We start from the raw sequence: 26,819 nt of genomic DNA, 5'->3' as shown, positions 1-26,819 counted from the left end.
CCGGCGCTGCGGGGTGCCGCCTGCGCCCACCCTCCCCCAAGCTCTCGGCTTCGCTCGAGCAGGGGGGACCCCCATCGCCCCAGCGGCACGACTGCCCGCAGGCTGAGTGGGACAGCTACCCACGTCGGCGTACCTGCCAGGTTGTTGCTGCGGCCAGGGCTGCTACCGCGGCCATTCCCGCCCACAGGCCCAGGGACGGGCCGGTGTCCGGCTTGGCGTGCTTTCTGGGTGGTGACTGGTTCTTCGTCACCTGCTCCCCGCAGCCCTTCTCCGGGTAGCCGGCTATCGCGCACAGCAAGGCGTTCGTGTCATAGCGGAGGGGCTTGGCCACTGATGCCAGGGCCTCGGCCGTGGTCGCGTCGGGGGAGGTCTGAGCGCAGGCCGTTCGGGTGGGGGGTGGGGTTTCGCCGGGCGGGGCGTCTGCGGCCGTGCCGAAGTCGAGGAGCAGAGCGACGCGCTTCTTGCCGTCCCGCGCGGGCGTCTTCGCGCAGATCGTGTCGAAGTCGGCCTCGCCACGCGGCCGGGCCGCGTCCGCCGAGTCCTCGCTCACCGCGAAGCGGAAGCCCTGGACGCCGCCGTCCGAGGGGCGGGACGTGGACGGGCCCTGGGTCGCGTAGACCCAGTGGTCGCCCTCGCGCTCCCAGAACGCCCAGTACCGGTAACCGGCCGCCTGGGCCTGGCCCGCGCCCGCGCACAGCAGGAGCGGGGCCAGGAGGAGGAGAACGGCACGGCGGATCACGGCTGCTGCTTCTTCCTGCGGCCGCCGCTGAAGAGGAAGCCGATGCCGGCACCGGCGACGAGGCAGACGCCGACGTACCACCAGACGCCGAAGAAGTCCGAGCCGGAGTCGCTCTTCTCCTCAGCCGTTTCGGCCTTCGCGGTCGTGCGCGGAGCCGGACCCGTCGCGTTCAGCTGCTTCACCAGGTCCGCGCCGCCGAAGTCACGCGGGTTCGCGCCCGTCGCGTGGGCCGCGAAGATCAGCTGGGCGTAGGCGGCGGGACCACTCTGGGCCGCCCAGGTCGCGGAGTTCTTCTCCAGCCAGCGCAGGGACTTCCCCGCCTGGGCGGTCTCGCCCCGGGCCGCCAGCGCGACGACCGCGTCGGCGGTGTTGCCGTAGTCGGGCTGGGGGTCGGAGCCGGCGAGGGCGGAGGTGAGGTGGCCGTCGTCCTTGGTGAGGGCCGACACGAGGTATCCCGCTCCGTTGGACGCCGCCTGCTCCGGCGTACCGGGCTTCGCGCAGGCCGGGCCGGACTTCTTGCCGGGCTTCACCACCATGCCCTTGCCCAGCGAGCCGAGCACACCCGCCGCCGTCGCGTCCGCGTTGGCGGCCAGTTCGCCCTTCTTGTCCGGCTGGAAGGCGAACGCGCCCGCGCCGTCGCCGTCGCAGCCCAGGGACAGCTTCAGCAGCGCGTCGTAGGGCGACCTGCCGTCCTTCTCGACCTGCTCCGGCTTCTCGCCGACGGCGGTGAGCGCGCCGATGACGACCGAGGTGGAGTTGGTGTCGCTGGCGCCGCCGGGTGCGTAGCCCCAGCCGCCGTCCTTGTTCTGGACGGACTTGAGCCAGCCGACGGCCTTGCCGGTGACGCTGTCGTGCCCGCCGAGCGCGGCGAGGGCCTGGACGGCGGCGGAGGTGGCGTTGGTGTCGAGCATGGTCTTGGCGTCGCACGCGGCGGTGGGGTCGGCGCGGTAGGCGGCGAACCCGCCGTCCGCGCACTGCTGCCGCGCCAGCCACTCGACGGACTTCGGCGCGGGCCGCACACCCACCGTGTCCTGGGCGAGCAGCGCGAGCGACTGCCGCCAGACGCCGTCGAACTTGGGATCCTTGTCGCCGTAGAGCGCGGACGGGAACGCCTGGGACGGAGAGGGCGACGGGTCGGCGGCGGCCGGGGTGGCGGCGCCGATCACGGCGACGGCGGCCAGGACCGCTGCGCTGCGGCGGACGTTCATGATCGGCGGGTGCCTCTCCCTGTGGGGGAGCCGGGCAGCACGGGACACCCCGGCGGCTCGGCTCCGTATACCTCGACGGTGCCGCGCACCGGCAGGCTGCCGGGCACGTGAGCCGGTCACGAACCGTACGCGGCGATCCGGCTCACCGCCTGGGTGGCGGTTCACGGTTGCGGGTCAGCGCCGGAATTGCACCGGCTTCCCCCCGTACGGGTGATGACGACCCGCCTACTGTACCCGCACGTAACGAACCGCCCGAGGGGAGCTTCGGTCCCTGGGCTGGGCGGCCTCCGCGGTGATCCTCGCCCCGGCCGCCGTCGCCGGGGACGGCCGCCGGTCCGACCATGAGTGAGCGGGAAGTCGAACTGCTCGGCGTGGCCGGGGAGTTGATCCTGTCCCTCAGGCAAACAAGCTAACGTGGGCCTCCACGACCACACGCAGGAGCGTCCATGACTGATCAGGCGGAGAACTCCGGGCAGGAGCCGCTCACCAAGATCGACACCTCGGTTCCGCACTCGGCCCGGATCTGGAACTACTGGCTGGGCGGGAAGGACAACTACGAAGTCGACCGTGTGGCCGGTGACGCGTTCCGCGAGATCTTCCCGGGTATCGAGACCGGAGCACGCGCCGCCCGCTACTTCCTCGCCCGCGCCGTCCGTCATCTGGCCGCCGAAGAGGGCATCCGCCAGTTCCTGGACATCGGCACCGGCCTGCCCAACGTGGACAACACCCACCAGATCGCGCAGCGGGTGGCACCGGAGAGCCGGATCGTCTACGTCGACAACGACCCGCTGGTGCTGGCCCACGCCCGCGCGCTGCTCACCAGCACCCCGGAAGGCGTCACCAACTACGTCGACGCCAACCTGCGCGACCCGGAGACCATCGTCCGGGAAGCCGGGAAGACACTGGACTTCGACCAGCCCGTCGCCCTCATGCTGATGGGCATCCTCGGCCATATCGAGGACCACGACGAGGCGCGCTCGATCGTGCGGCAGCTGGTGGACGCCCTGCCCCCGGGCAGCTACCTCGTGCAGTACGACAGCACCGACACCAGCGAGGAGTACGTCCAGGCCATCCAGCAGTACAACGACGGTGGCTCGGTCCCGTACATCCTCCGCAGCCCCGAGCAGATCGCCCGCTACTTCGACGGTCTGGAGCTGCTGGAGCCGGGCGTGACGTCGTGCTCGCGCTGGCGCCCCGACGCCGAGGCCCTGGGCCTGCCGGCGGAGGTGCACCAGTACGGCGGGGTCGCCCTCAAGCGCTGAGGCACCGAACCGTGCGGCGGCCCGCTCAGGTCTCCTGGAGGACGCGGTGCAGGATGGTCGGAGTCTCGTCGGGCGACTGGGCTTCGACCACCAGCCGGTTCATGGCGTCCCAGTAGCGCTCGATGTCGGCCGTCCTGTCGGGGTACAGGGCGGTGGTGAGCTGCTCCAGGTAGACCACGTCCGGCAACTCGCCACCCGGCAGGCGCAGGATGGTGACCGGGCCGCTCTCCGCGGCGTGACCGCCGGACAGGAACGGCAGGATCTGGACCGTGATCTGGGGGAGCCGGCAGACCTCGATGAGATGCCTGAGCTGGTCGCGCATCACCGCGGGGCCGCCCACCTGGCGACGCAGCGCCGCCTCGTCGATCACGGCCCACAGCTGTGGCGCCGGCTTCCGGTGCAGGATCCGCTGCCGGGTCATCCGCAGCGCGACCCGGCGGTCGATCTCGTCCGCACCGGCGTCCGGGTGGGCGAGCCGGACGGCGGCACGCGCGTAGTCGGCGGTCTGGAGCAGCGCCGGCACGCGCTGCACCTGGTAGCAGCGGATGACGCTCGCCGCCTGTTCGGCGCCGAGGTAGGTCTGCATCCAGGCGGGCACCACGTCGCTGTAGTACTGCCACCAGGCGTGGGTGTTGGCCTCCTCGGCCAGCACCATCAGCGTGGCGCGCTCGGCCTCGTCCGTGACGTCGTAGAGCGTGAGCAGGTCCTCGACGTCCCGCAGTTTGAATCCGTGGCGCCCGCCCTCCATCCGGCTGATCTTGGACGCGGAGGAGCGGATGACGTGCCCCGCTTCCGCACGGCCGATACCGCGCTCCTCCCGCAGCCGGCGCAACCGCGCCCCCAGCGCCAGCCGGGGCACCATGGGCCCGGCCGACCTCCCGTCCAGGACTCCGTTGAAGGGCGAGGTGCGAAAAGCCTCTTCGGTGACCATGGGCATGTCTCCTTGCGTTGACATCCTCCGCCTTCAAAATCGGCGGATTCCAGCCTGTTCGGGCTGAGGTTCACGGGCGCTCGAACGGCGGGTAGCCATTGTCGCCCCTCCGGCACCGGCTGCTCGCCGGGGGCGGGGAATCCCGCCCTGTCCTGCCGCGACGTTGATACTGGCATTGGTGTCCGCGTTGCAGGTGAAGCCACAGGAGGAGCAGACGAACTCGGCTTGGCTCTTGCGCGAGTTCTTGTCGATCCACCCGCAGGCACTGCACCGCACAGACGTATAGGGAGCGGGGACGTCTTCGACCCGGCCGGGCGCTTTGTGCCCGGTTCGCCGGCGCAGCAGGCCCCACCCTTGGGCGAGGATGCCCCGGTTCAGCCCGGCCTTGGCCGCCCGGCCGTTCTTGAGGTACTGGCCGGGCTGGTCCGGGTCGGGTCTCGCCTTGGCCTTGGCGGTCATCGTCTTGATGTTCAGCTTCTCGAACCGCACCAGGTCATAGGTGCGGGCGAGCATGGTCGAGGTCTTCTCGCACCACTCCTTGCGCCGGTTCGCCTCCTGGCCTTGAGCCTGGCCACCTTCGCGTACGCGCTGGCCTTCTGAGGACTGCCCTTCGGGGCGCGGGCGGCGCGGCGCTGGTGCTTACGGACCCGGGCGCGCTCGCGGGTGGTCAGCTGGGGACAATTAAGGGTGCGGCCGTCGGAGAGCGCGGCGGTGACGGTCACGCCCCGGTCGATGCCGATGACCTCGCCCGTGCCCGGCTTGTCGATCGGGTCGGGGATGACAGCGAACGCGGCGTGCCATTGACCGTTGCGAAAGGTGACGCGGAACGTCTTCGCCTCGGGAAGCCGGGCGCCCTTGCCCTTGACGCTGAGGCGGAAGCGGACCCAACCACATCCGGGCACCTTCACCTGCGCCCAGCGGCGGTTGAGCTTCTGCACGGTGACGGCGCGACCCATGACCTGCTTGCCGGTCTTGCGGTTGATCAGCGGCCGACCGTCCGGCTCGTACTCGGGGACACGATCGTCACCGATGACGCGGAAGCCCTCGTGCACGTGCTTCTTGCGCCAGGTCGGTTCACCGAACCCGGACGTGAAACGCGCGGCCTTGGCCTTGGCGAAGTCCCCCAGCGCCTGCGCCTGGACGGTCTGATTCCCGGCGCGCAGCCATTCACTGGCAGCGCGGGCCTCGGTGAGCTGACGGCACTGCTCAGCGAACGAGGGGGCACCGGTGCGCCTGCCGTCGGGCCGGTGGTGCGCCTTGTCCCGGCGCCAGTGCGCGTGCTGCTCGACCGCGAGGTTCCACACGTACCGCGCGTGCGCGCAGTGCAGCAGCATCTGCTGCTCCTGCTCACTCGTCGGGTACATCCGAAACCGTGCCATGCCACGAAGCTAGAGCCCACATTCCCCGACCGCGCACACCATCGATCACACTCACCCGCACGAGTGACCACACCCAGCCGACCACCGGCCACCAACCCCAGGCTCTCCAACCCCTTCACCACCACATGCCCTTGGCCCGCTTCAGCATCTGAACGATGACGCCGCATCGCCCTGACGGTGATCCGGCTTCACCTGCCCCGCTCCCGCGGGAAACGGGCATTCACCCCGGCCCTGAAGGACCGGGCTCCCTGCCCGAAAGCACGGTGGAACGCAACTCCGCGCGCGCATGAGCCGTGCGGCCCATCCATCCTAGGGGCCGTGCCCGGGCGGCATCCGGCTTATGCCGAGGGCGCGTCCGCGCGCGGGGCGGGTCCGTCAAAAGGGTGGTGGAGCACCTGCGCCGCACGGGCCGTTGGCCGCGTCTTTGGCGGTGTCCGCACGCGGCGCCGAACTACGCCGCCACGTACGTCACCGGATCGCTCCCCGGTACCGCCTCCGCCCGCCCCAGCTTCACCAGGCGGCGCAGATGCGACTCGGCCTCCGAGACGGCGATGGTGCGAGAGCCGTAGGGGATGTCGGCCCAGGGGCGGTTCCACTCCATGCGTTCGGCGAGCTGCCAGGGGGTGAGCGGCTCGGCGAGGAGGGTCAGGAGGCCGGTGAGGCGGGCCTCGTGGTGGGTGAGGAGTTCGTGTACGCGGGCGGTGGCGTCGGGGAACGGGTGCTGGTGGGCCGGGAGGACCTCGGCGGGGGCCAGGCGGCCCACGCGTTCCAGGGAGTCGAGGTAGTCGCCGAGAGGGTCGGTGACGGTGGTGTCGTCGGGGTCCTCGTAGAGGCCGATGTGCGGGGTGATGCCGGGCAGCAGGTGGTCGCCGGAGAACAGGCGGCCGTGGCCGGGGAGTTGAGCGGGGTGGGCCTCTTCGAGGTGGAGGCAGACGTGGCCGGGCGTGTGCCCCGGTGTCCAGATCGCGCGCAGGCGGCGGCCGGGGAGGTCGAGGAGCTCGCCGGGGACGATGTCGCGGTCGGGCAGGGCGGGGGAGAGGCCGGGCAGGGTGCGGGGGCGGGCCGCGCGCAGCGGCGCGATGTGCTCCTCGGGCGCACCGGCGGCGGTCAGTTTGGCCGCCATGTACGTGAACCAGCGCTCGGGCCGGGCCTGACGGGTCCGCCGTACGACCGCGGTGTCCGCCGCGTGCATGGCGATCCACGCGCCCGAGGCCTCCCGTACCCGGCCGGAGAGGCCGTGGTGGTCCGGGTGGTGGTGGGTGACGACCACGCCGTGGATCTCGGCGACCGAGGTGCCGCAGGCCGTGAGGCCGTCCGCGAGGGTGTCCCAGGACTCCGGGTCGTCCCAGCCGGTGTCGATCAGGACCGGCCCGCGGTCGGTGTCGACGACGTGGACGAGCGTGTGGCCGAGGGGGTTGTCCGGGATGGGGACGCGGAGGGAGCGGACGCCTCCGCCGTGGTCGGTCACCTGTGTCATGGGCTCCCCTGTCGCCGCGTCCCCGTCACTATAACTAGAACCGGTTCCAATGGAATCCCGGGCGACGACGGCCGTCTTCGAGTGGTGTGCGGTCCGTGGACTCCTCGGGGCGGGGCTGGTATCAGTGGGCATATCTGATGGTTCGTCAGAGACGCGCTCCCGGGGAGGCAGTCGGCCATGACCGAGCTCGTGGAACACGGACAGCTGTTCGTCGGCGGGGAGTTGACCGATCCCCTGGGCCGGGACGTCATCGAGGTGATCTCGCCCCACACCGAAGAGGTCGTCGGGCGTGTCCCGCATGCCTCGCCGGCCGATGTCGACCGGGCCGTGGCGGTGGCGCGGCGGGCCTTCGACGAGGGGCCCTGGCCGCGGATGAGCCTCGACGAGCGGATCGAGATCGTGGGCCGGATCAAGGACGGCATCGCCCTCCGGCACGACGAGATCGCCCGCGTGATCTCCGGCCAGAACGGCTCGCCGTACTCCTGGAGCGTCCTCGCCCAGGCCCTCGGCGCGGTGATGGTGTGGGACGCGGCGATCACGGTCGCCCGTAACTTCACCCACGAGGAGCGGCGCGACGGCGTCCTGGGCAGGATCCTGGTGCGGCGGGAGCCGGTCGGGGTCGTGGCCGCGGTGATCCCCTGGAACGTCCCGCAGTTCACCGCCGCCGCCAAGCTCGCCCCCGCGCTGCTCGCCGGCTGCACGGCCGTGCTCAAGCCCTCGCCCGAGTCACCGCTCGACGCGTACCTGCTCGGCGAGATCGCCCGCGAGGCCGGACTGCCGGAGGGCGTGCTGTCGATCCTGCCCGCCGACCGGGAGGTCAGCGAGTACCTGGTCGGGCACCCCGGCGTCGACAAGGTGTCCTTCACCGGGTCGGTCGCGGCCGGCCGGCGCGTGATGGAGGTCGCGGCCCGCAACCTCACCCGGGTGACGCTGGAACTGGGCGGCAAGTCGGCGGCCGTCGTGCTGCCCGACGCGGACGTCGAGACGGCCGTGGCCGGTATCGCCCCCGCCGCCTGGATGAACAACGGGCAGGCCTGTGTCGCCCAGACCCGCATCCTCCTCCCGCGCTCCCGCTACGACGACTTCGCCGACGCCTTCGCGGCGGCGGCGAGCGCGCTGACCGTCGGCGACCCGCTCGACCCGGCCACCCAGGTGGGCCCGCTGGTGGCGAGGCGGCAGCAGCAGCGCAACCTCGACTACATCCGGATCGGGCAGGAGGAGGGTGCGAAGATCCTCACGGGCGGCGGGCGCCCGGCCGGCCTGGACCGGGGCTGGTATGTCGAACCGACCCTCTTCGGCGACGTCGACAACTCCATGCGCATCGCCCGCGAGGAGATCTTCGGCCCCGTCATCTGCCTGCTGCCCTACGACGACGAGTCCGACGCCGTGAAGATCGCCAACGACTCCGACTACGGGCTGAGCGGCAGCGTCTGGACGGCGGACGTCGAGCGCGGCATCGAGATCGCACGGCAGGTCCGCACCGGCACGTACTCCGTCAACACCTTCAGCCTGGACATGCTGGGCCCCTTCGGTGGCTACAAGAACTCGGGCCTGGGGCGGGAGTTCGGCCCCGAGGGGTACGGCGAGTACCTGGAGCACAAGATGATCCACCTCCCGGCGCAGGCGTAGCGATGGGCGATCGCTGGCGCGTCGAGGTCGACCGCTCCCTGTGCATCGGCTCCGCCCAGTGCCTCCACCACGCACCGGACGGCTTCCGCCTGGACTCCGCCCGCCAGTCCCACCCGCTCGCCCCGGACACGGACGCGAACGAGCGGGTCCTGGAGGCCGCGGAGAGCTGCCCGGTGGAGGCGATCGTGATCACACTGGGCGACAGCGGGGAGCCGGTGTTCCCGCCGGAGGAGTAGGGCCCGGCGGTGCTGGTCAGGCGCCGGGTGCGCGGTACTGCACCTTCTGCCGGGCGGCCTCGTCGATCTCGTCGGCGGACAGCAGTACGACCGTGCTGGTGCGCACTCCGCCGACGGAGGACACGACCATGCCCATGGCGGCGGCGGAGGTGTTGCCGGGCAGTTCCGCCGTGACGTAGACGTCGTCGTCGCCGAACGCCCAGTACATCGACTCCACCCGGCCCCCGAGGCCCTCGACCATGCGCTCGACGGCCTCACGCCGTGCGGTGGCGCCTTCGCTGAGCAGACCCTTCAGCCCCTCCGGGGCCAGCCTGGACTTGAAGAGGTACTTCGACATGAGGGTAACCTTCCCCTTTGTCCCAACAGTCGTTTATACCCTCTTATGTTCCTTCTGTTTCGGGCCGACGTCGCGGTGGCCGGGGGTGAGGGTGGCGCGAAGGGCTCTATGAGAATATTTCCCGAAAAATATGACCTCGGTGGGTTTCCTCCACCGGCAGAAGTTCTAACCTGGAAGTGGCCTACGAGGCGAGTGAGGGAGTCCGACCGGAGTAGCCGACGGCGGCAGGAAGTTTCGGCTTCCGCCGGTGCCGACTGCGACGGTAGGGCTGAGAGGCCGGAAGGACGCAGGGCCGAAAGGCCAGGCGACCGGAAGGCGACCCCCATCACCTGATCCGGACCATGCCGGCGAAGGGAACCCGTCTCGTAGGTTCCCCCGTTTTCAGGGGCGGTCGGAGGGGGGCGCGGTCAGGTCGATCAGACGGCACACCGTCTCGATGTCGATCTTCACCTGGGCGATGGAGGCACGGCCCGAGAGCCAGGTGATCAGCGCCGAGTGCCAGGTGTGCTCGATGACCCGGACCGCCGAGAGCTGCTCCGGAGTCGGGTTCTCCAGCCCCATCGCGTCCAGGATGATCGCCGTCGTCTGCCGCGAGACCTGGTCGACCTCCGGGCTCACACTGCGGTCGGCGAAGGTGAGGGCGCGGACCATCGCGTCGGCCAGATGAGGTTCCCGCTGGAGGGCCCGGAAGGCCCGCATCAGCGTCTCGGCGACCCGCTCGGCCGCCGTCTCGCCCTGCGGGGGCTTCTTCCGCAGCGTGCCGTGCATGTGCTCCAACTGGTCCTGCATGGTGGCCACCAGCAGATGGATCTTGGAGGGGAAGTAGCGGTACAGGGTGCCGAGCGCCACCTGCGAGGACTCCGCGACCTCCCGCATCTGCACGGCGTCGAAGCCACCCCGGCTGGCCAACTGCGCGCTCGCGTGCAGGATCCGGCGGCGGCGGGCCTCCTGTCGCTCCGTGAGGGGAGGGGAGGCGGGGATCGCCGCTCTGGCTTCCACCTTGGCCGGCTTGTTCACCTTGGTGCTCACCTTGGCTTCTGCGGGCATGTGTCCGTCCCGTTCCGTGACCGTCCGTGAGGACGAGTGATCACACAGCATGGCACGGCAGCGGCCGTGGCGTGAATCACCTGATCCACTGCTCACAGCACCCCTACCTGCCGGTAGATTCAGAGCCTCCGAACGATCAAGTCTGGAACTTGTTCTAGATTAGCGTCCCGGCGTAATCTCGCGGGACCGAGCAGGGAGAAGGGGGCCCAGAGTGACCGCTGAGGCCAGGGAGGCCGGGCTCTCGGAGGACCCCGCCGCCGACGGCTTGCGACCGCTCCACATCGCGCTCCTCACCTATAAAGGGAACCCGTTCTGCGGCGGTCAGGGTGTCTACGTCCGGCACCTCTCGCGCGAACTGGCCCGCCTCGGCCACCGGGTCGAGGTCATCGGCGCACAGCCCTATCCCGTGCTCGACGAGGGCGGCGACGGCCGGGTGAGCCTCACCGAGCTGCCCAGCCTCGACCTCTACCGCCAGCCGGATCCTTTCCGCACCCCGAAGCGTGACGAGTACCGCGACTGGATCGACGCGCTCGAGGTCGCGACGATGTGGACCGGCGGCTTCCCCGAACCCCTGACGTTCTCGCTGCGCGCCCGCCGTCATCTACGGGCCCGCCGGGGCGAGTTCGACGTCGTGCACGACAACCAGACGCTCGGGTACGGGCTGCTCGGCGACGTGGGCGCGCCGCTGGTGACCACCATCCACCACCCCATCACCGTCGACCGGCAGTTGGAGCTGGACGCCGCCGAGGGCCGCAAGCGGCGGCTGTCGGTGCGGCGCTGGTACGCCTTCACACGCATGCAGAAGCGCGTCGCGCGCCGCCTGCCGTCCGTGCTCACGGTCTCCGGCACGTCCCGGCAGGAGATCGTCGACCACCTGGGTGTGCGGCAGGACCGTATCCACGTCGTCCACATCGGCGCCGACACCGACCTGTTCGCACCGGACCCCTCGGTGCCGGTCGTGCCGGGCCGGATCGTGACGACGTCCAGCGCGGACGTCCCGCTGAAGGGCCTGGTCCACCTGGTCGAGGCGCTGGCGAAGGTGCGCACCGAGCACCCCGGCGCCCATCTCGTGGTCGTCGGCAAGCGGCCCACCGAGGGGCCCGTCGCCCAGGCGATGGAACGCTACGGCCTCGACGGCGCCGTCGAGTTCGTCAAGGGCATCTCCGACGCGGAACTCGTCGACCTGGTGCGCTCGGCCGAGGTCGCCTGCGTGCCGTCCCTGTACGAGGGCTTCTCCCTCCCGGCCGCCGAGGCCATGGCGACGGGGACACCGCTGCTGGCCACGACCGGCGGCGCGATTCCCGAGGTCGCGGGGCAGGACGGCGAGACGTGCCTGGCGGTGCCGCCGGGGGACGCGGGGGCGCTGGCCGCCGGGCTGAACCGGCTGCTGGGCGACGCGCAGCTGCGCGCACGGCTCGGAGCGGCCGGGCGGGAACGGGTCCTGCGGCACTTCACCTGGGCCCGGGCCGCGCAGGGAACGGTGACCCGGTACCGGGAGGCGATCGACAGGGCCGGGGGCCGCTCCGCGCCCCGGGCTTCCGGCCGTTCGGCATCCTCGACGGGCGCCGAGCCGACAGTCCCGGCGGTCATGGCGGATGCTGTCACCGCCGCCCCCACAGATGTAGAAGGCGTCAACTCCGAAAGCAGGGCCACGTGCTGACCGTCGACTTCTCCCGGTTCCCGCTCGCCCCGGGCGACCGCGTCCTGGACCTGGGCTGCGGTGCCGGGCGGCACGCGTTCGAGTGCTACCGGCGCGGCGCACAGGTCGTGGCGCTGGACCAGAACGCCGAGGAGATCCGTGAGGTCGCGAAGTGGTTCGCGGCGATGAAGGAGGCCGGCGAGGCCCCCGAGGGCGCCACCGCCACGGCCATGGAGGGCGACGCCCTCGCGCTGCCCTTCCCCGACGAGTCCTTCGACGTCGTCATCATCTCCGAGGTGATGGAACACATCCCCGACGACAAGGGCGTCCTCGCCGAGATGGTGCGGGTGCTGAAGCCCGGCGGACGCATCGCCGTCACCGTCCCGCGCTACGGCCCCGAGAAGGTCTGCTGGACCCTGTCCGACGCCTACCACGAGGTCGAGGGCGGCCACATCCGCATCTACAAGGCGGACGAACTGCTCACGAAGATCCGTGAGGCCGGCCTCCAGCCCTACGGCACGCACCACGCCCACGCCCTGCACTCCCCCTACTGGTGGCTGAAGTGCGCGTTCGGCGTGGACAACGACAAGGCCCTGCCGGTGCGGGCGTACCACAAGCTGCTCGTCTGGGACATCATGAAGAAGCCGCTGGCCACCCGGGTCGCCGAACAGGCGCTGAACCCGCTGATCGGCAAGAGCTTCGTGGCCTACGCGACCAAGCCGCACCTGCCGCTCCTGTCCGACCGCCTCTCCGACACCGGGGCGGACGCCAAGTGACGACTCCGCGGACGGAACACCTGGTCCTGCCCGGGGTCCTCACCGCGGGGCAGGCCGCCGCCACCGTCGCCGGCATCCTCGCCGTGCAGCGCGAGGACGGCGCGATCCCGTGGTTCAGGGGGCACCACCTCGACCCGTGGGACCACGTCGAGGCCGCGATGGCACTCGACACGGCCGGCGAGCACGAGGCCGCCGAACGGGCCTACCTGTGGCTCGCCCGGCACCAGAACACGGACGGCTCCTGGTACGCCGCGTACGCGGACGGGCAGTTCGACGACGTCACCGACCGGGGCCGGGAGACCAACTTCGTCGCCTACATAGCCGTGGGCGTCTGGCACCACTACCTCTCCACCGGCGACGACACGTTCCTGGAGCGGATGTGGCCGGCGGTGTACGCGGCGGTGGAGTTCGTGCTGCGCCTGCAGCAGCCGGGCGGGCAGATCGGCTGGCGCCGCGACGACGACGGCACCGACACGGCGGACGCCCTGCTGACCGGGTCCTCCTCCATCCACCACGCCCTGCGGTGCGCGCTGGCCATCGCCGAGCAGCGGGAGGAGGCCCAGCCGGACTGGGAGTTGGCGGCGGGTGCCCTGCGGCATGCGATACGGCACCATCCGGAGCGGTTCCTCGACAAGAACCGGTACTCGATGGACTGGTACTACCCGGTGCTCGGGGGTGCCCTGACCGGGGCCGAGGCCAAGGCCCGTATCGAGGAGGACTGGGACCGGTTCGTCGTCCCGGGGCTGGGCGTGCGGTGCGTGGTGCCCAACCCGTGGGTGACGGGCGGGGAGTCGGCCGAACTCGCCCTCGCGTTGTGGGCGATGGGGGAGTCCGACCGGGCGTTGGACGTGTTGCAGTCGATCCAGCACCTGCGGGACGAGGACAGCGGGCTCTACTGGACGGGGTACGTCTTCGACGATGACGCCGTCTGGCCCCGGGAGTTGACGACGTGGACCGCGGGGTCGTTGTTGCTGGCCGTGGCCGCGTTGGGTGGGCATGAGGCTACGTGCCAGGTGTTCGGGGGGGACTTGCCCGTGGGGCTGGACTCGGACTGCTGCGCCTGAGGGCTCGGGGGGGCTCGCCCGGTTCGCGGGTGCGGGTCGCGTGTGGTCGCTCGCGCAGTTCCCCGCGCACCTGGAGGGCGAGCCCCTCAGGGCGTTCTCAGTGGCGGTGGGCCCTGTTGGCGATCGCGTGGCCCACGAACAGGTAGACCACCGCTGCCAGGCCGTAGCCGCAGACCACTCGGGCCCATGCCTCGTCGAAGGTGAACAGGTCGTGGGACCAGCCCGCGAGCCAGCGGGCCGCGTCGTGGATGAACTGGACGAAGCTGTTCGCCTGGTTCGCGTCCAGCAGGTACATCAGGATCCAGAGACCCAGGATGAGCGCCATGATGTCGGCCACGACCGCGACGATCGTGCCGGCCTGATTCGCACCGTTGCGATATCGAGGGGACATGTTCTCCGGATTGCCCTTGAACTCTGGATGAAACCCGGAGATTCGCTCAGGAGTTCAACTCGGCCAGTACGCGCAGCGTGTGGCGGTCGGTGCTGATCACCAGCAGGTCCGTCACCGGGCCCTTGCGCCACGACTCCAGCCGCTCCGCGATCCGTTCGCGCGGTCCGACCAGGGAGATCTCGTCGGCGAAGGCGTCGGGGACGGCGAGCACGGCCTCCTCCCGGCGGCCATCGAGGAACAGCCGCTGGATTCGGCGGGCCTCCTCCTCGTAGCCCATGCGCGCCATGAGGTCGGCGTGGAAGTTGCGGGCCGCGTGGCCCATGCCGCCGATGTAGAAACCGAGCATGGCCTTGACGGGCAGCAGACCCTCCGCGACGTCGTCGCAGACCCGGGCCTGGGCCAGCGGCGCGACCAGGAACCCTTCCGGCAGGTCCGCCAGGGCCGGGCCGTACACCTCCGGCCGGGTCGGCGGCCAGTACAGCGGCAGCCAGCCGTCGGCGATCCGGATCGTCTGGGCGACGTTCTTCGGGCCCTCCGCACCGAGCAGGATCGGCAGGTCAGGGCGGAGGGGATGGGTGATCGGCCTGAGCGGTCTGCCGAGGCCCGTGGCGTCGGGCCCCTGGTAGGGGTGGGCGTGGAAGCGGCCCGCCGACTCCACCGGCGCCGCACGGCGCAGCACCTGCCGTACGACGTCGACGTATTCGCGGGTGGCGGTGAGGGGGGAGGAGGGGAACGGGCGGCCGTACCAGCCCTCGACCACCTGCGGTCCGGAGAGCCCGAGGCCCAGCATCATGCGGCCGCCGGAGAGGTGGTCCAGGGTCAGGGCGTGCATCGCCGTGGTGGTCGGCGGGCGGGCCGCCATCTGCGCGACCGCCGTGCCCAGCCGGATGCGCGAGGTGTGCGCCGCGATCCAGGCGAGCGGCGTGAACACGTCCGAGCCCCACGACTCCGCCGTCCAGACGGAGTGGTAGCCCAAGCGCTCGGCCTCCCGCGCGAGCGGCACATGGTCGGGGGAGGGGCCGCGACCCCAGTAGCCGAGCGCGAGACCGAGCCGCATGCCTGCCTCCTGACGGTGCGTCAGCTGACGGGGAGCGACGACTGTACGGCAACGGCCCCCCGCCCGGAAGGGCGAGGGGCCGTGAGGGGCTGGGCGGCTCAGCCGCGCTGGATGCCCGACGTGTCCTGGAGGACACCGCGGCGGCCGTCCTGCGTCTGGGCGACCAGGGCCGCACCGCGCTGCTCGACCGCCAGGTACCAGGTGCCCGGGGCGAGTTCGGCGATCGGCGTCGGCGAGCCGTCCTCCGGGAACAGCGGCCTCGGCACCGGCACCGCGAACCAGAACGGCGAGAAGTCACCGGCCGGCGGCTGCGGGGCCTGGGCCTGCTGCGGCTGGGGCTGACCGCCGTACGGCTGCCCCGGCTGCGGCTGCCCGTAGCCGCCGGGCTGCTGCGCGCCCGGGTAGCCGTAACCACCCTGCGGCTGACCGCCGTAGGGCTGCGGAGTGGCGGGACGGGGGGCCGGGATCAGGGCGCCCTTGAGGGCGGGGACCAGGGGCGTGGCGATGGCGGCGGCGGCCATGAGGAGCGTGGCGACGAGGGCGAGGATCAGGCCGATGCCGGGGCTCGGGGCCCCCTCGTTCGAGCCCTCGCCGATGTTGTTGAGGCCACCGGGCACGTCGACGATGTTGCCCAGCGCGCTCCACGCGGCGAACACGGTGAAGGCGGCGCCGAACTGACCGAGCTCGAGCCCCGCGATCTTCGGGGCTTGCGGCAGACCGTGCGAGACGACGACGAGAGCGGCGCCGATGATCCCCGCCAGTACGACGCTGAACACGACCGGACCGCTTCCCCACAGGCTGGGGAGGTCGACGCTGTCGGGGACATTGTCGAACGAGTACAGGGCGAGGAATGACGCGATGAACAGCAACACCGCTGCTCCGATCACCACGCCGTCGCCTCGAGTGAGGGAGCGGATATTCACTTCAGGTCCTTCGTAGGTCGTCTCATCGTCGGTAGAGGCGTCGCTGTCACCATGTCGCCGTCAGGCCCCTGTGTGAAGCGCGGGGGTGGCCCCTCATCGTAGGGAGACACTATCGTCCGCCCGATCAGGGTGTCCGCCCGGACCAGCCCGGCGAAAGCTACCCGCGCAGGAAACTCACGATTCCCTCAGAGATCCCTTGCGCCGCCTTCTGCCGCCACGCGCCACTGGTGAGCAACGCCGCGTCCTTGCTATCGCGCATGTTCCCGCACTCGATGAACACCTTGGGAACCGTTGACAGATTGAGACCGCCCAGGTCCTTCCGCGTGACGAGGCCGGTGCCGTCGCCGACGTAGTCGGACGGCGCGCTGCCGGTGACGGCGACGAAGCGGCCGGCGACGCGCTCGCCGAGATCGCGGGAGGGGGCGACGATCGCGCGGGTGTCCGCGGCGCCCGCATGGACCGCTCCGGGCGTGATGACGTGGAAACCCCGGTTGCCGGCCCCGGCGCCGTCCGCGTGGATCGAGACCACCGCGTCGGCCTTCGCCTCATTGCCGATCCGGGCCCGCTCGTCCACGCACGGGCCGTACGGCCGGTCGCCGTCCTGGGTCAGCTTCACCGTGGCGCCCTGCTTCTCGAGCAGCGTGCGCATCCGGTGTGCCACGTCGAGGGTGAACTTCGCCTCGGCGTAACCGTCGTTGGTGGACGTGCCGGTGGTGTCGCACTCCTTCCAGTTCGTCCCGATGTTCACCTTGCGGTTGATCTCGGACGTGTGCTGGAAGTTGTCCGGGTTGTGCCCGGGGTCGATGACGACGACCTTCCCCTTGAGCGGGCCGGAGGCGGCGGGCGCGGAGGACCGGGATGCGGAGGGCGCGGGGGCGGCGCCTTGCTGCTTGCCGTCGTCGGTGCCGGAGGGCGCGCCGGACTCCGCGGGCGGGGAGGACCGAACGGTCGCCCGGTCCGAGCCGTCGCCGTCCCCCGAGCCGCCCACCGTCTCGAACACCAGCCAGCCGAGCAGCGCCCCCGGCACCAGCGCGGCGAGTGCGACGGTCAGGGGGCCGCGGCGGGAGCGGCGGGGCTGGGGCGGTTCGAAGTCCGGGCCTACGTACGACACGCCTGCCACCCTAGCGGCCGTCCCCGGGAGCGGCGGGCCGAGGACGGCCCGACGGGTGGCGGGCTACCCCTCGGTCTTCCCATTCTCCTCGGTCTCCCCGTTCTCCTCTGTCTCCCCGTGCCGCACCGCCTCCCTCACCCGCTCCTCGACGTCCTGGCGCGGGGTGTCCTGCTGCTTCGCGTACGCGGTCACCGCCGCCTGGACGTCCCGGGCGAGGTCGCGCCAGGCGCGCCAGGCGGTCTCCCATGTGGTGGTCTGCTGGCCGCTCCACTTGGTCTGGGTGGGCGGCCCGTAGTCGTCCTGTAGGCGCTGCACGCGGGCGTACGCCGCGTCCGCCGCGCGCTGCTTCTCCACGAGCTCTGCGAAGGTGTGTGCCACGCGCCCGGATCTTTGGGCAGCGCGGGTCCGCCACCGACTCGCCACGCCGCTCGTGGGCCGACCGGAGGGGGTGGAGGAGGCCCAGTTCACCCGCCCAGCCGTCATACCGCCCGGCGCGGTCCGGGGTCTCAGACGCCCGGCCCCGTGCGGCGCAGCACCCGCAGGGAGTCCGTCGCCGAGACCTCCGTGAAGGCGCCGGAGGCCAGGGCCCTGAGGTAGACGCGGTACGGGGCCTGGCCGGTGAACTCGTCCTGGGGGTCCGGGAAGACGTCGTGGATGAGGAGCAGACCGCCCTCGGCGACGTGCGGGGCCCAGCCCTCGTAGTCGGCGGTGGCGTGCTCGTCGGTGTGGCCGCCGTCGATGAAGACGAACCCCAGGGGCGTCCGCCAGAACGCGGCGATCTGCGGGGAACGCCCGACCAGCGCCACCACGTGCTCCTCGAGGCCCGCCCGGTGGAGCGTGCGGCGGAACGTGGGCAGCGTGTCCATCACGCCGAGCTCGGGGTCGACGGTCTCCGCGTCGTGGTACTCCCAGCCCGGCTGCTGCTCCTCGCTGCCGCGGTGGTGGTCGACGGTGAGCGCGCCGACCCCGGCCTGCCGGGCCGCGTCGGCGAGCAGGATCGTGGAGCGGCCGCAGTACGTGCCGACCTCCAGTAGCGGCAGCCCGAGCCGCCCGGCCTCCACCGCCGCCGCGTACAGGGCCAGGCCCTCCTCGACGGGCATGAACCCCTTCGCCGCCTCGAACGCGGCCAGGATCTCGGGCTTCGGGGCCGCGGGCATGGGGTTCCTCTCGGTCGTAGGGCGGTCTGGTCGGTCGTAGGACGGTCCGGTCGGTCGTAGGACGGTCCGGGCGCCCATCGTGCCGTACCCCCTGCCGGTGGCCGACAGGGGGTACTGGTCAGTAGCGGAGTGGTGGCGTCAGACGGAGACCGTCTCGCCCGGCAGGGAGAGGTCCAGGTCGACCGGGCGCTCGTCGCCCGCGTGGGTCGCGGACGAGGCGAGCGGGCCGTGGCCCGCGGCGCGGGCGGCCAGGACGAACGCGCCGCCGCCCGGGACGGTGAGCGTGTAGTTGCCGTCCTCGCCCGAGAGGGTCGCGCCCGCCTGGCGGCCGTGGCGGTCGATGAGCGTGACCTTGGCGCGGGCGACCGGGCTGCCGTCGGCGGCCAGCACCCGGCCGCGGAAGCCGCGCAGCACCGCCTCGGCGCGCTCCAGGTTCGCGTCCTCTTCACTGCTCGCCCGCAGCTGCGGGGCGCGGTTCGCCTTCGGCAGGAACAGGGCCAGCAGCAGACCGATCGCCACCGCCGCCGTCGCGATCAGGAAGGAGACGCGGAAGCCGTGCATGGTCGGGATCGCGACGCCGCCGACGTGGTTCGCCGTGTTGGCCAGCACCATGCCGATCACGGCGCTCGACACCGACGTGCCGATGGAGCGCATCAGGGTGTTGAGGCCGTTCGCCGCACCCGTCTCCGAGGCCGGGACCGCGCCCACGATCAGCGCGGGCAGCGAGGAGTAGGCGAGGCCGATGCCCGCGCCCAGCAGCACCGAGATGACCAGGCTCTGCCAGGGGGCGCTCATCAGGCCGAGGCCGGCGCCGTAGCCGATCGCGATGATCAGCAGGCCGAGGATGAGGGTGACCTTGGGGCCGTACTTCGCGGAGAGCCGGGCGTAGACGGGCGCCGTGAACATCATCGTCAGGCCGAGCGGCGCGACGAGCAGACCCGCGACGACCATCGACTGGCCGAGGCCGTAGCCGGTGGACTTCGGCAGCTGGAGCAGCTGCGGCAGGACCAGGGAGACGACGTAGAAGGAGACGCCGACCATGATCGACGCGAGGTTGGTGAAGAGGACGGCCGGGCGGGCGGTGGTGCGCAGGTCGACCAGCGGGGCCTTGACGCGCAGTTCCAGCACGCCCCACAGGACCAGCACGACCGCGGCGGCGGCGAACAGTCCGAGCGTGGTGCCGGAGGTCCAGCCCCAGTCGCTGCCCTTGGTGATCGGCAGCAGGAAGAGCACGAGACCCGTGGACAGACCGAGGGCGCCGGGCAGGTCGAAGGAGCCCTCGGCGCGCATCGGCGACTCGGGCACGACGAGCAGGGTGAGGGCGATGGCGAGGACACCGAGGCCGGCGGCGCCGTAGAACAGGACGTGCCAGTCGGAGTGCTGGGCGACCAGGGCGGCGGCGGGCAGGGCGAGGCCACCGCCCACGCCTATGGAGGAGCTCATCAGGGCCATCGCCGAGCCGAGCCGCTCCCGGGGCAGCATGTCGCGCATCAGGCCGATGCCGAGGGGGATCGCGCCCATCGCGAAGCCCTGGAGCGTACGGCCGGTGATCATCATCAGCAGGTCGCTGGTGAACGCGCTGACCAGGGCGCCGACGACCATGACGGCCAGGCTGGTGATCAGCATGCGGCGCTTGCCGTAGAGGTCGCCGAGCCGGCCCATGATCGGGGTGGCCACGGCGCCCGAGAGGAGGGTCGAGGTCAGGACCCAGGTGGCGTCGCTGGGGGCGGTGTCCAGCAGCTGCGGCAGATCCTTGATGACCGGGACGAGCAGGGTCTGCATCACCGCGACCACGATGCCCGCGAAGGCGAGTACCGGGACCACGGCTCCGCTCGCCGCTCGGCCGGCGGGACGGTCTGTCGTCGACTGCGTCATTGAGGGAGGCCTCCAGGCCGGTGTTCGGGGTTGCGTAGTTACGTGGATCCTGAACCTTGTATGTCCAGGCAACTATTCCGTTGCTTCGGCACCCTAACGAAAGCTTGACCTTTCCTTGGGATTGAAGGAGTCCTAGGGCCCGGGACCGAGGTGCGGGCCCGGCGAAATCCCGATGCAGGGCCGCAAGGCGGTTGAGAGCATGACAGGCATGCCCGAATCCGCCGACACCGCCGTTGCCCGCATGTCCCTGCTGCCGCCGCGTGGAGCGCCGCCGACGTGGCTCGTCGTGGCCCTCACATGCGCCGGGCAGTTCCTCGTCGTGCTCGACGTGTCCGTGGTCAACGTGGCGCTGCCGTCGATGCGGACCGGGCTCGGGCTGAGCGAGCAGGGCCTGCAGTGGGTGGTGAACGCCTACTCCATCGCCTTCGCCGGGTTCATGCTGCTCGGCGGGCGGGCCGGGGACCTCTACGGCCGCAAGCGGATGTTCCTCGTCGGGCTCGGCCTGTTCACCCTGGCCTCGCTGGCCGGCGGGCTGGCGCAGGACGACTGGCACCTCCTGGTGGCGCGGGCCGTGCAGGGGCTGGGCGCGGCGGTCCTGGCGCCCTCGACGCTCACGATCCTCACCTCAGCGGTGCCGGAGGGGGCGGCCAGGGCCCGGGCCATAGGCACCTGGACGGCGGTCGGGGCCGGCGGTGGCGCGGCGGGCGGTCTGGTCGGCGGGCTGCTGGTGGATGCGCTGTCATGGCGATGGGTGCTGCTGATCAACGTGCCCATAGGCGCGGTGGTGCTGAGCGCGGCCGTCTGGTTCCTCGTCGAGGGCCGGGCCGGTGACGGGCGGCGACTCGACCTGCCCGGCGCCCTGTGCGTCACGGCCGGGCTGGGCACGCTGGCCTACGGCATCTCGCAGACGGAGGCGGCGGGCTGGACGGCACCGGCCACGCTGCTGCCGCTGCTCGCCGGGCTGGCTCTGCTCGCCCTGTTCCTCGCCGTCGAGGCCCGCACCGCTCATCCGCTGATGCCGCTCGGACTGCTCCGGCTCCGCTCGGTGTCCTCGGCCAACGTGGCGATGTTCCTGTGCGGCTCCGCGATGTTCTGCATGTGGTTCTTCATGACCCTGTACGCGCAGAACGCCCTCGGCTACTCGCCGCTGGAGGCCGGACTCGCCCTGGTCCCGAGCTCCCTCGCCGTCGTCCTCGGCTCCAAGCTCGCACCCCGGCTGATGCGGACGATCAGCCCCCGCCGGGTGGCGGTGCTGGGGACGCTGGTCGCCGTGGCCGGCTTCGGCTGGCAGTCCACGATGACCCCCGACGGCGCGTACGCCACCTCGATCATGATCCCCGGCATCCTGATGATGCTCGGCGCGGGCCTGGCGGCGACCCCGCTCGCCGCCCTGGCCACCTCCGGCGCGGCCCCCGGCGAGGCGGGCCTGGTCTCCGGCCTCGTCAACACCTCGCGCACGATGGGCGGTTCACTGGGCCTGGCGGTCCTCTCGACCCTGGCGGCGGCCCGCACGGCGGGCAGCACCACCCCGGCGGCACTGACGGAGGGGTACGCACTGGCCTTCCGGGTCGGGACCGGGGTGCTGGCGGTGGGGGTGCTGCTGATGTGGGTGTGGCTGCCGCGGACGGCACGGGAACGGTAGGCCCGCCGGGGGCTTCCGGTGGTGGGACCGCGTTGTCCGGGTGGGAGCAGGGCTCACAGCCGGCCCTGGCGGCGGGCCTCCCGTAGCGTCTCCATCGGTCACGGGCCCGGGGTAGGGCGCGGGCCGCCGAGCAGAGAGGTCAGCGTGTCGGTGAACGCCGCCGCCGAATGGTCGGCGTGAGCCCGGATACGCCGCGCCACGGTGTCCGCTCCGCCGCCCTCCACGAGCTGGACGAGCCGGTCGACGCGGCGCTCGTGCCCCTCCCCGCTGTCGGGGAGCGTGGACAGGTAGAAGTCCGTCGCGTCGTAGGCCATGTGGAAGACGTGCTTCTTCACATCGCTCAGCGTCAGGTAGTCGTCATGGGTCTTGGGGGTCGGCTCGGGCGCGCCCACGCACACCGCCGGGGTGCCGGCACCCCAGGCGTTGACCGCCAGGTGGTAGGTGTCCGTGATGACCAGCCGGTACCGGGGGAGGACCGCCGGCAGGTCGCCGATGGTGTGCCGGCCCGGGCGGGGCGCGATGTGGCCGACCGGAGCCGGGATGTCACGGTCGAACCAGGGCAGCCACTCGAGCGGGGCCCCCAGACGATCGGAGAGGTCCTGGCAGAAGGCGGGCAGCCAGTCGGGGATCGGGGTACGAGCGCCGAGGAACACGCCGATCGCACCGCCGTCCGGCACGGAACGGGACCAGTCCGTGGTCGGGAGGTGGTCGAGGTCGCCCGGGCGGGACAGCAGCGCCGCGTCCGAACCGAAGTAGTCGGTCGTACGGTCCTCGCGCAGGTGCGCGATCTTCGCCGCCGAGAGCGGGTCACGCACCCACACGCGGTGACTGCGGCGCACCATGCGGGAGAACAGCGGGCCGTAGTCCTTGTCCTCGTAGTCGGACTGCGTGTTGTGCAGGATCGTCCCGCCGTAGCTGAGGGTCCGCGCGAGGAGCTCGTCGGGCTGGTCGGCGAAGAGCAGGGTCCGGTTCAGCAGGCCCCGGGCGGCGTCACGGTCCTCGGCGAAGCCGAAGTCGAGCAGGCGGTTCGTCGCGTCCTGCTCCAGATAGTGCCGGGTGTGGAGGAAGTCGCCCCAGAAGACGACCGCGTCGTGGTCGCGGACGGTGTCGAGGTGCTCGGCCAGGGGGTGGAAGCGGAACGGGAGGTCGGTGCCGAGCGCGCACTCGCGCAGGGGCACGGTCTCGGGCGTGTGCAGGGTGAACCAGGTGGCGTCGATCCCGGCGTCCATACGCCGCCGCAGGGACTCGAAGGCCAGGTCGACGGTCAGCATGCCGGTGTTGCGGTACCCGATGTTCGGCGCGGTGATGACGGCGACGCGTGCCATGTGTTCCTTTTCCCTAGCCCCTTGCCGACGCCGCCGACGACTGCGACGCGGACCACCGGCCAACGTACACGCCACCCCACCCCACAAGAGGGCCCGGCCCCTGCCCACCCCGGGGTGCCCCGAACGTCATGGCGCGTCCGTCCGACCACCCATGTCTGACACGACGTCAGGAGGCTTCACAAGTGCGGTGGCCTGGGCTATACAGAGGGCGCAGGACTGGAACGCGTTCCAGTTCGGCCCCAGACGGCCTCGGTGCGGCCGACGGTGCGGACGGCCGTGCCGAGGTCCTTCCCACGGCGATCAGGAGCCCCATGCCCATCGACGCAGCCAAGGCGCTCGCCGCCGAACCCCGGACCGGCGAGATCTCCTGGGACACCAAGGACGTGCAGCTCTACCACCTCGGCATCGGCGCGGGCCGCCCCGCCACCGACCCCGACGAGCTGCGCTACACCCTGGAGTCCCGGCTGCACGTCCTGCCGAGCTTCGCCACCGTCGCGGGCGCCGGATCCCCCGGCGTGATCAGCGGCCTGTCCATGCCCGGCGTCGACGTCGACCTCGCCCGCGTCCTGCACGGCGGGCAGAGCCTGCGGATCCACCGCCCCCTGCCCGCCGAGGGACGCGCGACCGCCACCGGCCGGATCGCCGCCGTGTACGACAAGGGCAAGGCGGCCGTCCTCGTCATGCGGACCGAAGTGGCCGACGACGACGGGCCGTTGTGGACCAACGACGCGCAGATCTACGTACGCGGAGAGGGCGGCTGGGGCGGCGACCGAGGGCCGTCCGCCCGGCTCGACCCACCCGCCGGTGCGCCGGACCGCACCGTCGAACGCCACGTCCGCGAGGACCAGGCCCTGCTGTACCGGCTGTCCGGCGACCTCAACCCGCTGCACGCCGACCCCGAGTTCGCCAAGCGCGCCGGCTTCGACCGGCCCATCCTGCACGGGCTGTGCACCTACGGGATGACGCTCAAGGCGGTCGTCGACACGCTGCTCGGCGGGGACGTGACCCGGGTCCGGTCGTACGCCACGCGTTTCGCCGGGGTCGTCTTCCCGGGCGAGACCCTGCGGATCCGCATGTGGCACACGCCGGAGTCCACACGGGTCGCCGTCGGCGCCGCCAGGGGGGTCCCCCCGCTCGAGCGAAGCCAAGAGTGGGGGAGGGACGACACGCCGGTCCTCGCCGACACCATCGTCGAACACACCTGAGTCCACACCGCCGTACGAGGGGAGCCGCACCATGCGCGCAGCCGTACTGCACGAGACAGGCCAGGACAAACTGGAGGTCCTCGACGACGTCGAGGCGGTGGGGTTCGGACCGGGCAAGGTGCGGATCCGGGTGCGCGCCACGGGCCTGTGCCACTCGGACCTGTCGGCGATGAGCGGGGTACTGCCGCAGCCCGCCCCGTTCGTGCCCGGCCACGAGGGGGCGGGGGAGATCCTCGAAGCGGGCGAGGGCGTGAGCCACCTGAAGGCCGGTGACCGGGTCGTGGTGTGCTGGCTGCCCGCCTGCGGCGCCTGTCCCTCCTGCAAGCGCGGGCAGACCCAGCTGTGCCTCGCCGGGTTCATGAACGCGGGCACCCCCAACTTCAAGCGGCACGGCGGGGACGTCTTCGGCTTCGCCGGTACCGGCACCTTCACCGAGGAGGTCGTCGTCGACGCCGGCTGCGCGGTGCCGATACCCGACGACGTGCCCTTCGACATCGCCGCGCTCATCGGCTGCGGGGTGACGACCGGACTCGGCGCCGCGCTCAACACGGCCGACGTGGAGGCCGGTTCATCGGTGGCGGTCATCGGGTGCGGGGGTGTGGGCATCTCCGTGATCCAGGGCGCCCGGCTGCGGGGCGCCGCCGAGATCGTCGCGGTCGACCCGGTCGTCTCCCGACGCGAGGCGGCCCTGCGGTTCGGCGCCACGAAGGCCGTCTCGCCCGACGAACTCCCCGACGCCACACAGCGGATCACCGCCGGCGAGGGCTTCGACTACGTCTTCGAGGTCGTCGGCAGGTCCGCCACCGCCCGCACCGCGTACGACACCACCCGGCGCGGCGGCACCCTCGTCGTGGTCGGCGCCGGCGCCATGGACGACTTCCTCCAGCTCAACATGTTCGAGCTGTTCTTCGACGAGAAGCGGATCCTGCCGTCCATGTACGGCGGCGGCGACGTCCTGCGCTCCTACGAACGCACCATCGCCCTGTGGCGCGCCGGCCGCGTCGACCTGGCCGGCCTGATCACCCACCGGGTCCCGTTCGCCGACATCAACGAGGCCCTGGACCAGATGCGCTCCGGGACCGCCCTGCGCACGTGCATCGAGATGTGAGGACCGACGCCATGCCGCTGCCGCTGCCGCTCCAGGGACTGTCCGCGATCGTCACGGGCGCGGGCCGCGGGCTCGGCCGGGCCGAGGCGCTGGAACTCGCCCGGCTCGGCGCCGCCGTCGTCGTCAACGACTACGGGCAGCCCGGCCGCGACGGCAGTGGCGAGGCCTGCGCCGGGCCCGCCGAGGAGGTCGCCGCCGGGATCCGGGCGGCCGGCGGCTCGGCGCTCGCGCACACCGGGGACGTCTCCGACTTCCCGCAGGCGCGCGCCCTGGTCGAGTTGGCCGTCGCCGAGTTCGGCAAGCTCGACATCCTCGTCAACAACGCGGGCATCCTGCGCGACCGCATGGTGTTCTCGATGGCCGAGGAGGAGTGGGACGCCGTGCTCCGCGTGCACCTCAAGGGCCACTTCAACACCACCCGGTTCGCCGCCGCGCACTGGCGGGATCGGTCCAAGCGGGCCGGGGAGCCGGTGTTCGGGCGGATCGTGAACACCTCCTCGGAGGCCTTCCTCGCCGGATCCGCCGGACAGCCCAACTACGCGGCGGCCAAGGGCGGGATCGTCGGCCTCACCACCTCCACGGCCCTCGCCCTCGGCAAGTACGGCGTGACGGCCAACGCGATCTGCCCCCGCGCCCGTACCCGGATGACCGAGGACGTCTTCGCGGGCGTCGAGCAGCCCACCGGCAGCGCCCTCGATCCGCTCGCCCCCGAGCACGTCGCCCCCCTCGTCGGCTACCTCGCCTCGCCCGCCGCCGCCCACGTCAACGGACAGCTCCTCGTGGTGCACGGCGGGATGGTGGCCGTCGTCGAACGGCCCCGGGTCGCCGCCCGGTTCGACAGCAAGCAGGACACCTTCACGTACGACGAACTCGATGCCGTCCTCGGGCCGTACTACGCGGACCGGCCGGCGGGGGAGACGTTCGCGGCGGCGGAGGTGCTGGGACTCAGGCGCGGGTGAGCGACGCGGACGATCGGACACGGATCGGACGCGGGTCAGACGCGGAACGGCCCTTCCCGTCGTGCGACGGGAAGGGCCGTTCTCACTCGGGTGACTGACTCGCCCTCAGGCAGCAGTCCCGGCCTGCTCGTTCTCCGCCACCGGCTTGCGGTGGCGGCCGCGCGGCGCCGTCTCGCTGTTCTGCGTGGAGACTTCGCCACGGTGCCGGCCGTGGCCGGTCGCGGGCTCCTGGAGGCCGGCAGTGCGCGGCTGGTTCGTGCTGGCGTCGCTCATCGGATGGAATTCACCCCGTCAACATGATCTTTCTTACAGCCGGGCGAGTCTAACCGGCCCCCCGCCCCC

At 71.8% G+C, this 26,819-nt stretch carries 27 protein-coding genes; 10 read left to right on the top strand and 17 right to left on the bottom strand.

The window, feature by feature from the left end:
- Nucleotides 1–115: 115 nt before the first annotated feature.
- Nucleotides 116–739 (bottom strand): SCO2322 family protein, encoded by a 624-nt coding sequence (locus SSQG_RS11290; protein WP_003989882.1) that lies wholly within the window; start codon nt 737–739, stop codon nt 116–118.
- Nucleotides 736–1,947, bottom strand: a complete 1,212-nt coding sequence (locus SSQG_RS11285) for a prenyltransferase/squalene oxidase repeat-containing protein (protein ID WP_039932395.1) — start codon at nt 1,945–1,947, stop codon at nt 736–738. The genes SSQG_RS11290 and SSQG_RS11285 overlap by 4 nt, the downstream gene beginning before the upstream one ends.
- A gap of 446 nt (nt 1,948–2,393) precedes the next feature.
- On the opposite strand from SSQG_RS11285, the gene SSQG_RS11280 reads away from it, so the two are divergent.
- Complete coding sequence (locus SSQG_RS11280; RefSeq protein ID WP_003989880.1) at nt 2,394–3,209, top strand: SAM-dependent methyltransferase; 816 nt, start codon at nt 2,394–2,396, stop codon at nt 3,207–3,209.
- Between the two features lie 25 nt (nt 3,210–3,234).
- Here the strand turns inward: SSQG_RS11280 and SSQG_RS11275 are convergent, their stop codons facing one another.
- The 4 genes from SSQG_RS11275 to SSQG_RS11265 form a co-directional block, all read right to left on the bottom strand.
- Nucleotides 3,235–4,140 carry a helix-turn-helix domain-containing protein gene (locus SSQG_RS11275; RefSeq protein WP_003989879.1) on the bottom strand — a complete coding sequence of 302 codons (906 nt, stop codon included), beginning with the start codon at nt 4,138–4,140 and terminating at the stop codon, nt 3,235–3,237.
- A 33-nt stretch (nt 4,141–4,173) separates the two neighbouring features.
- Nucleotides 4,174–4,653 carry a transposase gene (locus SSQG_RS42580; protein WP_244299089.1) on the bottom strand — a complete coding sequence of 160 codons (480 nt, stop codon included), beginning with the start codon at nt 4,651–4,653 and terminating at the stop codon, nt 4,174–4,176.
- Entirely contained in the window at nt 4,611–5,519 is a 909-nt protein-coding gene (locus SSQG_RS11270; RefSeq protein ID WP_244299087.1) for an RNA-guided endonuclease InsQ/TnpB family protein, read from the bottom strand. Before SSQG_RS11270 ends, SSQG_RS42580 begins: the two co-directional genes overlap by 43 nt.
- 451 nt (nt 5,520–5,970) lie before the next feature.
- Nucleotides 5,971–6,996, bottom strand: a complete 1,026-nt coding sequence (locus SSQG_RS11265; RefSeq protein WP_003989877.1) for an MBL fold metallo-hydrolase — start codon at nt 6,994–6,996, stop codon at nt 5,971–5,973.
- A 177-nt stretch (nt 6,997–7,173) separates the two neighbouring features.
- Between SSQG_RS11265 and SSQG_RS11260 the strand changes: the two genes are divergently transcribed.
- Both SSQG_RS11260 and SSQG_RS11255 read left to right on the top strand, forming a co-directional pair.
- Nucleotides 7,174–8,625 (top strand): aldehyde dehydrogenase, encoded by a 1,452-nt coding sequence (locus tag SSQG_RS11260; protein WP_003989876.1) that lies wholly within the window; start codon nt 7,174–7,176, stop codon nt 8,623–8,625.
- A gap of 2 nt (nt 8,626–8,627) precedes the next feature.
- The gene (locus SSQG_RS11255) at nt 8,628–8,861 is read left to right on the top strand and encodes a ferredoxin (protein ID WP_003989875.1); all 234 of its coding nucleotides are present in this window, start codon (nt 8,628–8,630) and stop codon (nt 8,859–8,861) included.
- A 16-nt stretch (nt 8,862–8,877) separates the two neighbouring features.
- Here SSQG_RS11255 and SSQG_RS11250 read toward each other — a convergent pair whose 3' ends face one another.
- Both SSQG_RS11250 and SSQG_RS11245 read right to left on the bottom strand, forming a co-directional pair.
- Nucleotides 8,878–9,198: a GYD domain-containing protein gene (locus SSQG_RS11250; protein WP_003989874.1), complete on the bottom strand. Its 321-nt coding sequence runs from the start codon at nt 9,196–9,198 to the stop codon at nt 8,878–8,880.
- A 381-nt stretch (nt 9,199–9,579) separates the two neighbouring features.
- Nucleotides 9,580–10,245 carry a TetR family transcriptional regulator gene (locus SSQG_RS11245; RefSeq protein WP_003989873.1) on the bottom strand — a complete coding sequence of 222 codons (666 nt, stop codon included), beginning with the start codon at nt 10,243–10,245 and terminating at the stop codon, nt 9,580–9,582.
- A gap of 211 nt (nt 10,246–10,456) precedes the next feature.
- Here SSQG_RS11245 and SSQG_RS11240 point away from each other — a divergent pair, with 211 nt between their 5' ends.
- Genes SSQG_RS11240 through SSQG_RS11230 form a run of 3 tightly spaced genes read left to right on the top strand, consistent with a single transcriptional unit; the run spans nt 10,457 to nt 13,724 of the window.
- Entirely contained in the window at nt 10,457–11,905 is a 1,449-nt protein-coding gene (locus SSQG_RS11240) for a glycosyltransferase family 4 protein (protein ID WP_003989872.1), read from the top strand.
- The gene (locus SSQG_RS11235; RefSeq protein WP_003989871.1) at nt 11,899–12,660 is read left to right on the top strand and encodes a class I SAM-dependent methyltransferase; all 762 of its coding nucleotides are present in this window, start codon (nt 11,899–11,901) and stop codon (nt 12,658–12,660) included. The genes SSQG_RS11240 and SSQG_RS11235 overlap by 7 nt, the downstream gene beginning before the upstream one ends.
- On the top strand, nt 12,657–13,724 hold the full coding sequence (locus SSQG_RS11230; protein ID WP_003989870.1) for a hypothetical protein: 1,068 nt from the start codon (nt 12,657–12,659) through the stop codon (nt 13,722–13,724). Before SSQG_RS11235 ends, SSQG_RS11230 begins: the two co-directional genes overlap by 4 nt.
- A 97-nt stretch (nt 13,725–13,821) precedes the next feature.
- Here the strand turns inward: SSQG_RS11230 and SSQG_RS11225 are convergent, their stop codons facing one another.
- The 7 genes from SSQG_RS11225 to SSQG_RS11195 form a co-directional block, all read right to left on the bottom strand.
- On the bottom strand, nt 13,822–14,115 hold the full coding sequence (locus SSQG_RS11225) for a hypothetical protein (protein WP_003989869.1): 294 nt from the start codon (nt 14,113–14,115) through the stop codon (nt 13,822–13,824).
- A 46-nt stretch (nt 14,116–14,161) separates the two neighbouring features.
- Nucleotides 14,162–15,172, bottom strand: coding sequence for an LLM class F420-dependent oxidoreductase (locus SSQG_RS11220; protein ID WP_003989868.1), 1,011 nt, complete (start codon nt 15,170–15,172; stop codon nt 14,162–14,164).
- Between the two features lie 98 nt (nt 15,173–15,270).
- Entirely contained in the window at nt 15,271–16,095 is an 825-nt protein-coding gene (locus SSQG_RS11215) for a DUF5336 domain-containing protein (RefSeq protein WP_039932391.1), read from the bottom strand.
- Nucleotides 16,096–16,252: 157 nt separating this feature from the next.
- On the bottom strand, nt 16,253–17,206 hold the full coding sequence (locus SSQG_RS11210) for an N-acetylmuramoyl-L-alanine amidase (RefSeq protein ID WP_039932388.1): 954 nt from the start codon (nt 17,204–17,206) through the stop codon (nt 16,253–16,255).
- A gap of 63 nt (nt 17,207–17,269) precedes the next feature.
- Complete coding sequence (locus tag SSQG_RS11205; RefSeq protein WP_039932387.1) at nt 17,270–17,584, bottom strand: hypothetical protein; 315 nt, start codon at nt 17,582–17,584, stop codon at nt 17,270–17,272.
- 128 nt (nt 17,585–17,712) lie between these two features.
- The gene (locus SSQG_RS11200; protein ID WP_003989864.1) at nt 17,713–18,363 is read right to left on the bottom strand and encodes a class I SAM-dependent methyltransferase; all 651 of its coding nucleotides are present in this window, start codon (nt 18,361–18,363) and stop codon (nt 17,713–17,715) included.
- 138 nt (nt 18,364–18,501) lie between these two features.
- Nucleotides 18,502–20,238 (bottom strand): MFS transporter, encoded by a 1,737-nt coding sequence (locus tag SSQG_RS11195; protein WP_003989863.1) that lies wholly within the window; start codon nt 20,236–20,238, stop codon nt 18,502–18,504.
- 199 nt (nt 20,239–20,437) lie between these two features.
- Between SSQG_RS11195 and SSQG_RS11190 the strand changes: the two genes are divergently transcribed.
- Nucleotides 20,438–21,880: an MFS transporter gene (locus SSQG_RS11190; protein WP_003989862.1), complete on the top strand. Its 1,443-nt coding sequence runs from the start codon at nt 20,438–20,440 to the stop codon at nt 21,878–21,880.
- Between the two features lie 98 nt (nt 21,881–21,978).
- On the opposite strand, the gene SSQG_RS11185 is transcribed toward SSQG_RS11190, so the two are convergent.
- A complete protein-coding gene (locus SSQG_RS11185) occupies nt 21,979–23,205 on the bottom strand; it encodes a hypothetical protein (RefSeq protein WP_003989861.1) in 1,227 nt (408 codons plus the stop codon).
- Between the two features lie 311 nt (nt 23,206–23,516).
- Here SSQG_RS11185 and SSQG_RS11180 point away from each other — a divergent pair, with 311 nt between their 5' ends.
- Genes SSQG_RS11180 through SSQG_RS11170 form a run of 3 tightly spaced genes read left to right on the top strand, consistent with a single transcriptional unit; the run spans nt 23,517 to nt 26,477 of the window.
- A complete protein-coding gene (locus SSQG_RS11180; RefSeq protein WP_003989860.1) occupies nt 23,517–24,410 on the top strand; it encodes a MaoC/PaaZ C-terminal domain-containing protein in 894 nt (297 codons plus the stop codon).
- Nucleotides 24,411–24,441: 31 nt separating this feature from the next.
- Nucleotides 24,442–25,518: a Zn-dependent alcohol dehydrogenase gene (locus SSQG_RS11175; protein WP_003989859.1), complete on the top strand. Its 1,077-nt coding sequence runs from the start codon at nt 24,442–24,444 to the stop codon at nt 25,516–25,518.
- Between the two features lie 11 nt (nt 25,519–25,529).
- Entirely contained in the window at nt 25,530–26,477 is a 948-nt protein-coding gene (locus tag SSQG_RS11170; protein ID WP_003989858.1) for a 3-oxoacyl-ACP reductase, read from the top strand.
- 105 nt (nt 26,478–26,582) lie between these two features.
- Here the strand turns inward: SSQG_RS11170 and SSQG_RS41760 are convergent, their stop codons facing one another.
- Entirely contained in the window at nt 26,583–26,750 is a 168-nt protein-coding gene (locus SSQG_RS41760; RefSeq protein WP_086025078.1) for a hypothetical protein, read from the bottom strand.
- Nucleotides 26,751–26,819: the final 69 nt, after the last annotated feature.

It is taken from the genome of Streptomyces viridochromogenes DSM 40736 (assembly GCF_000158955.1).
Taxonomy (GTDB): domain Bacteria; phylum Actinomycetota; class Actinomycetes; order Streptomycetales; family Streptomycetaceae; genus Streptomyces; species Streptomyces venetus.
This window is presented reverse-complemented; position numbering and strand designations above follow the sequence as displayed.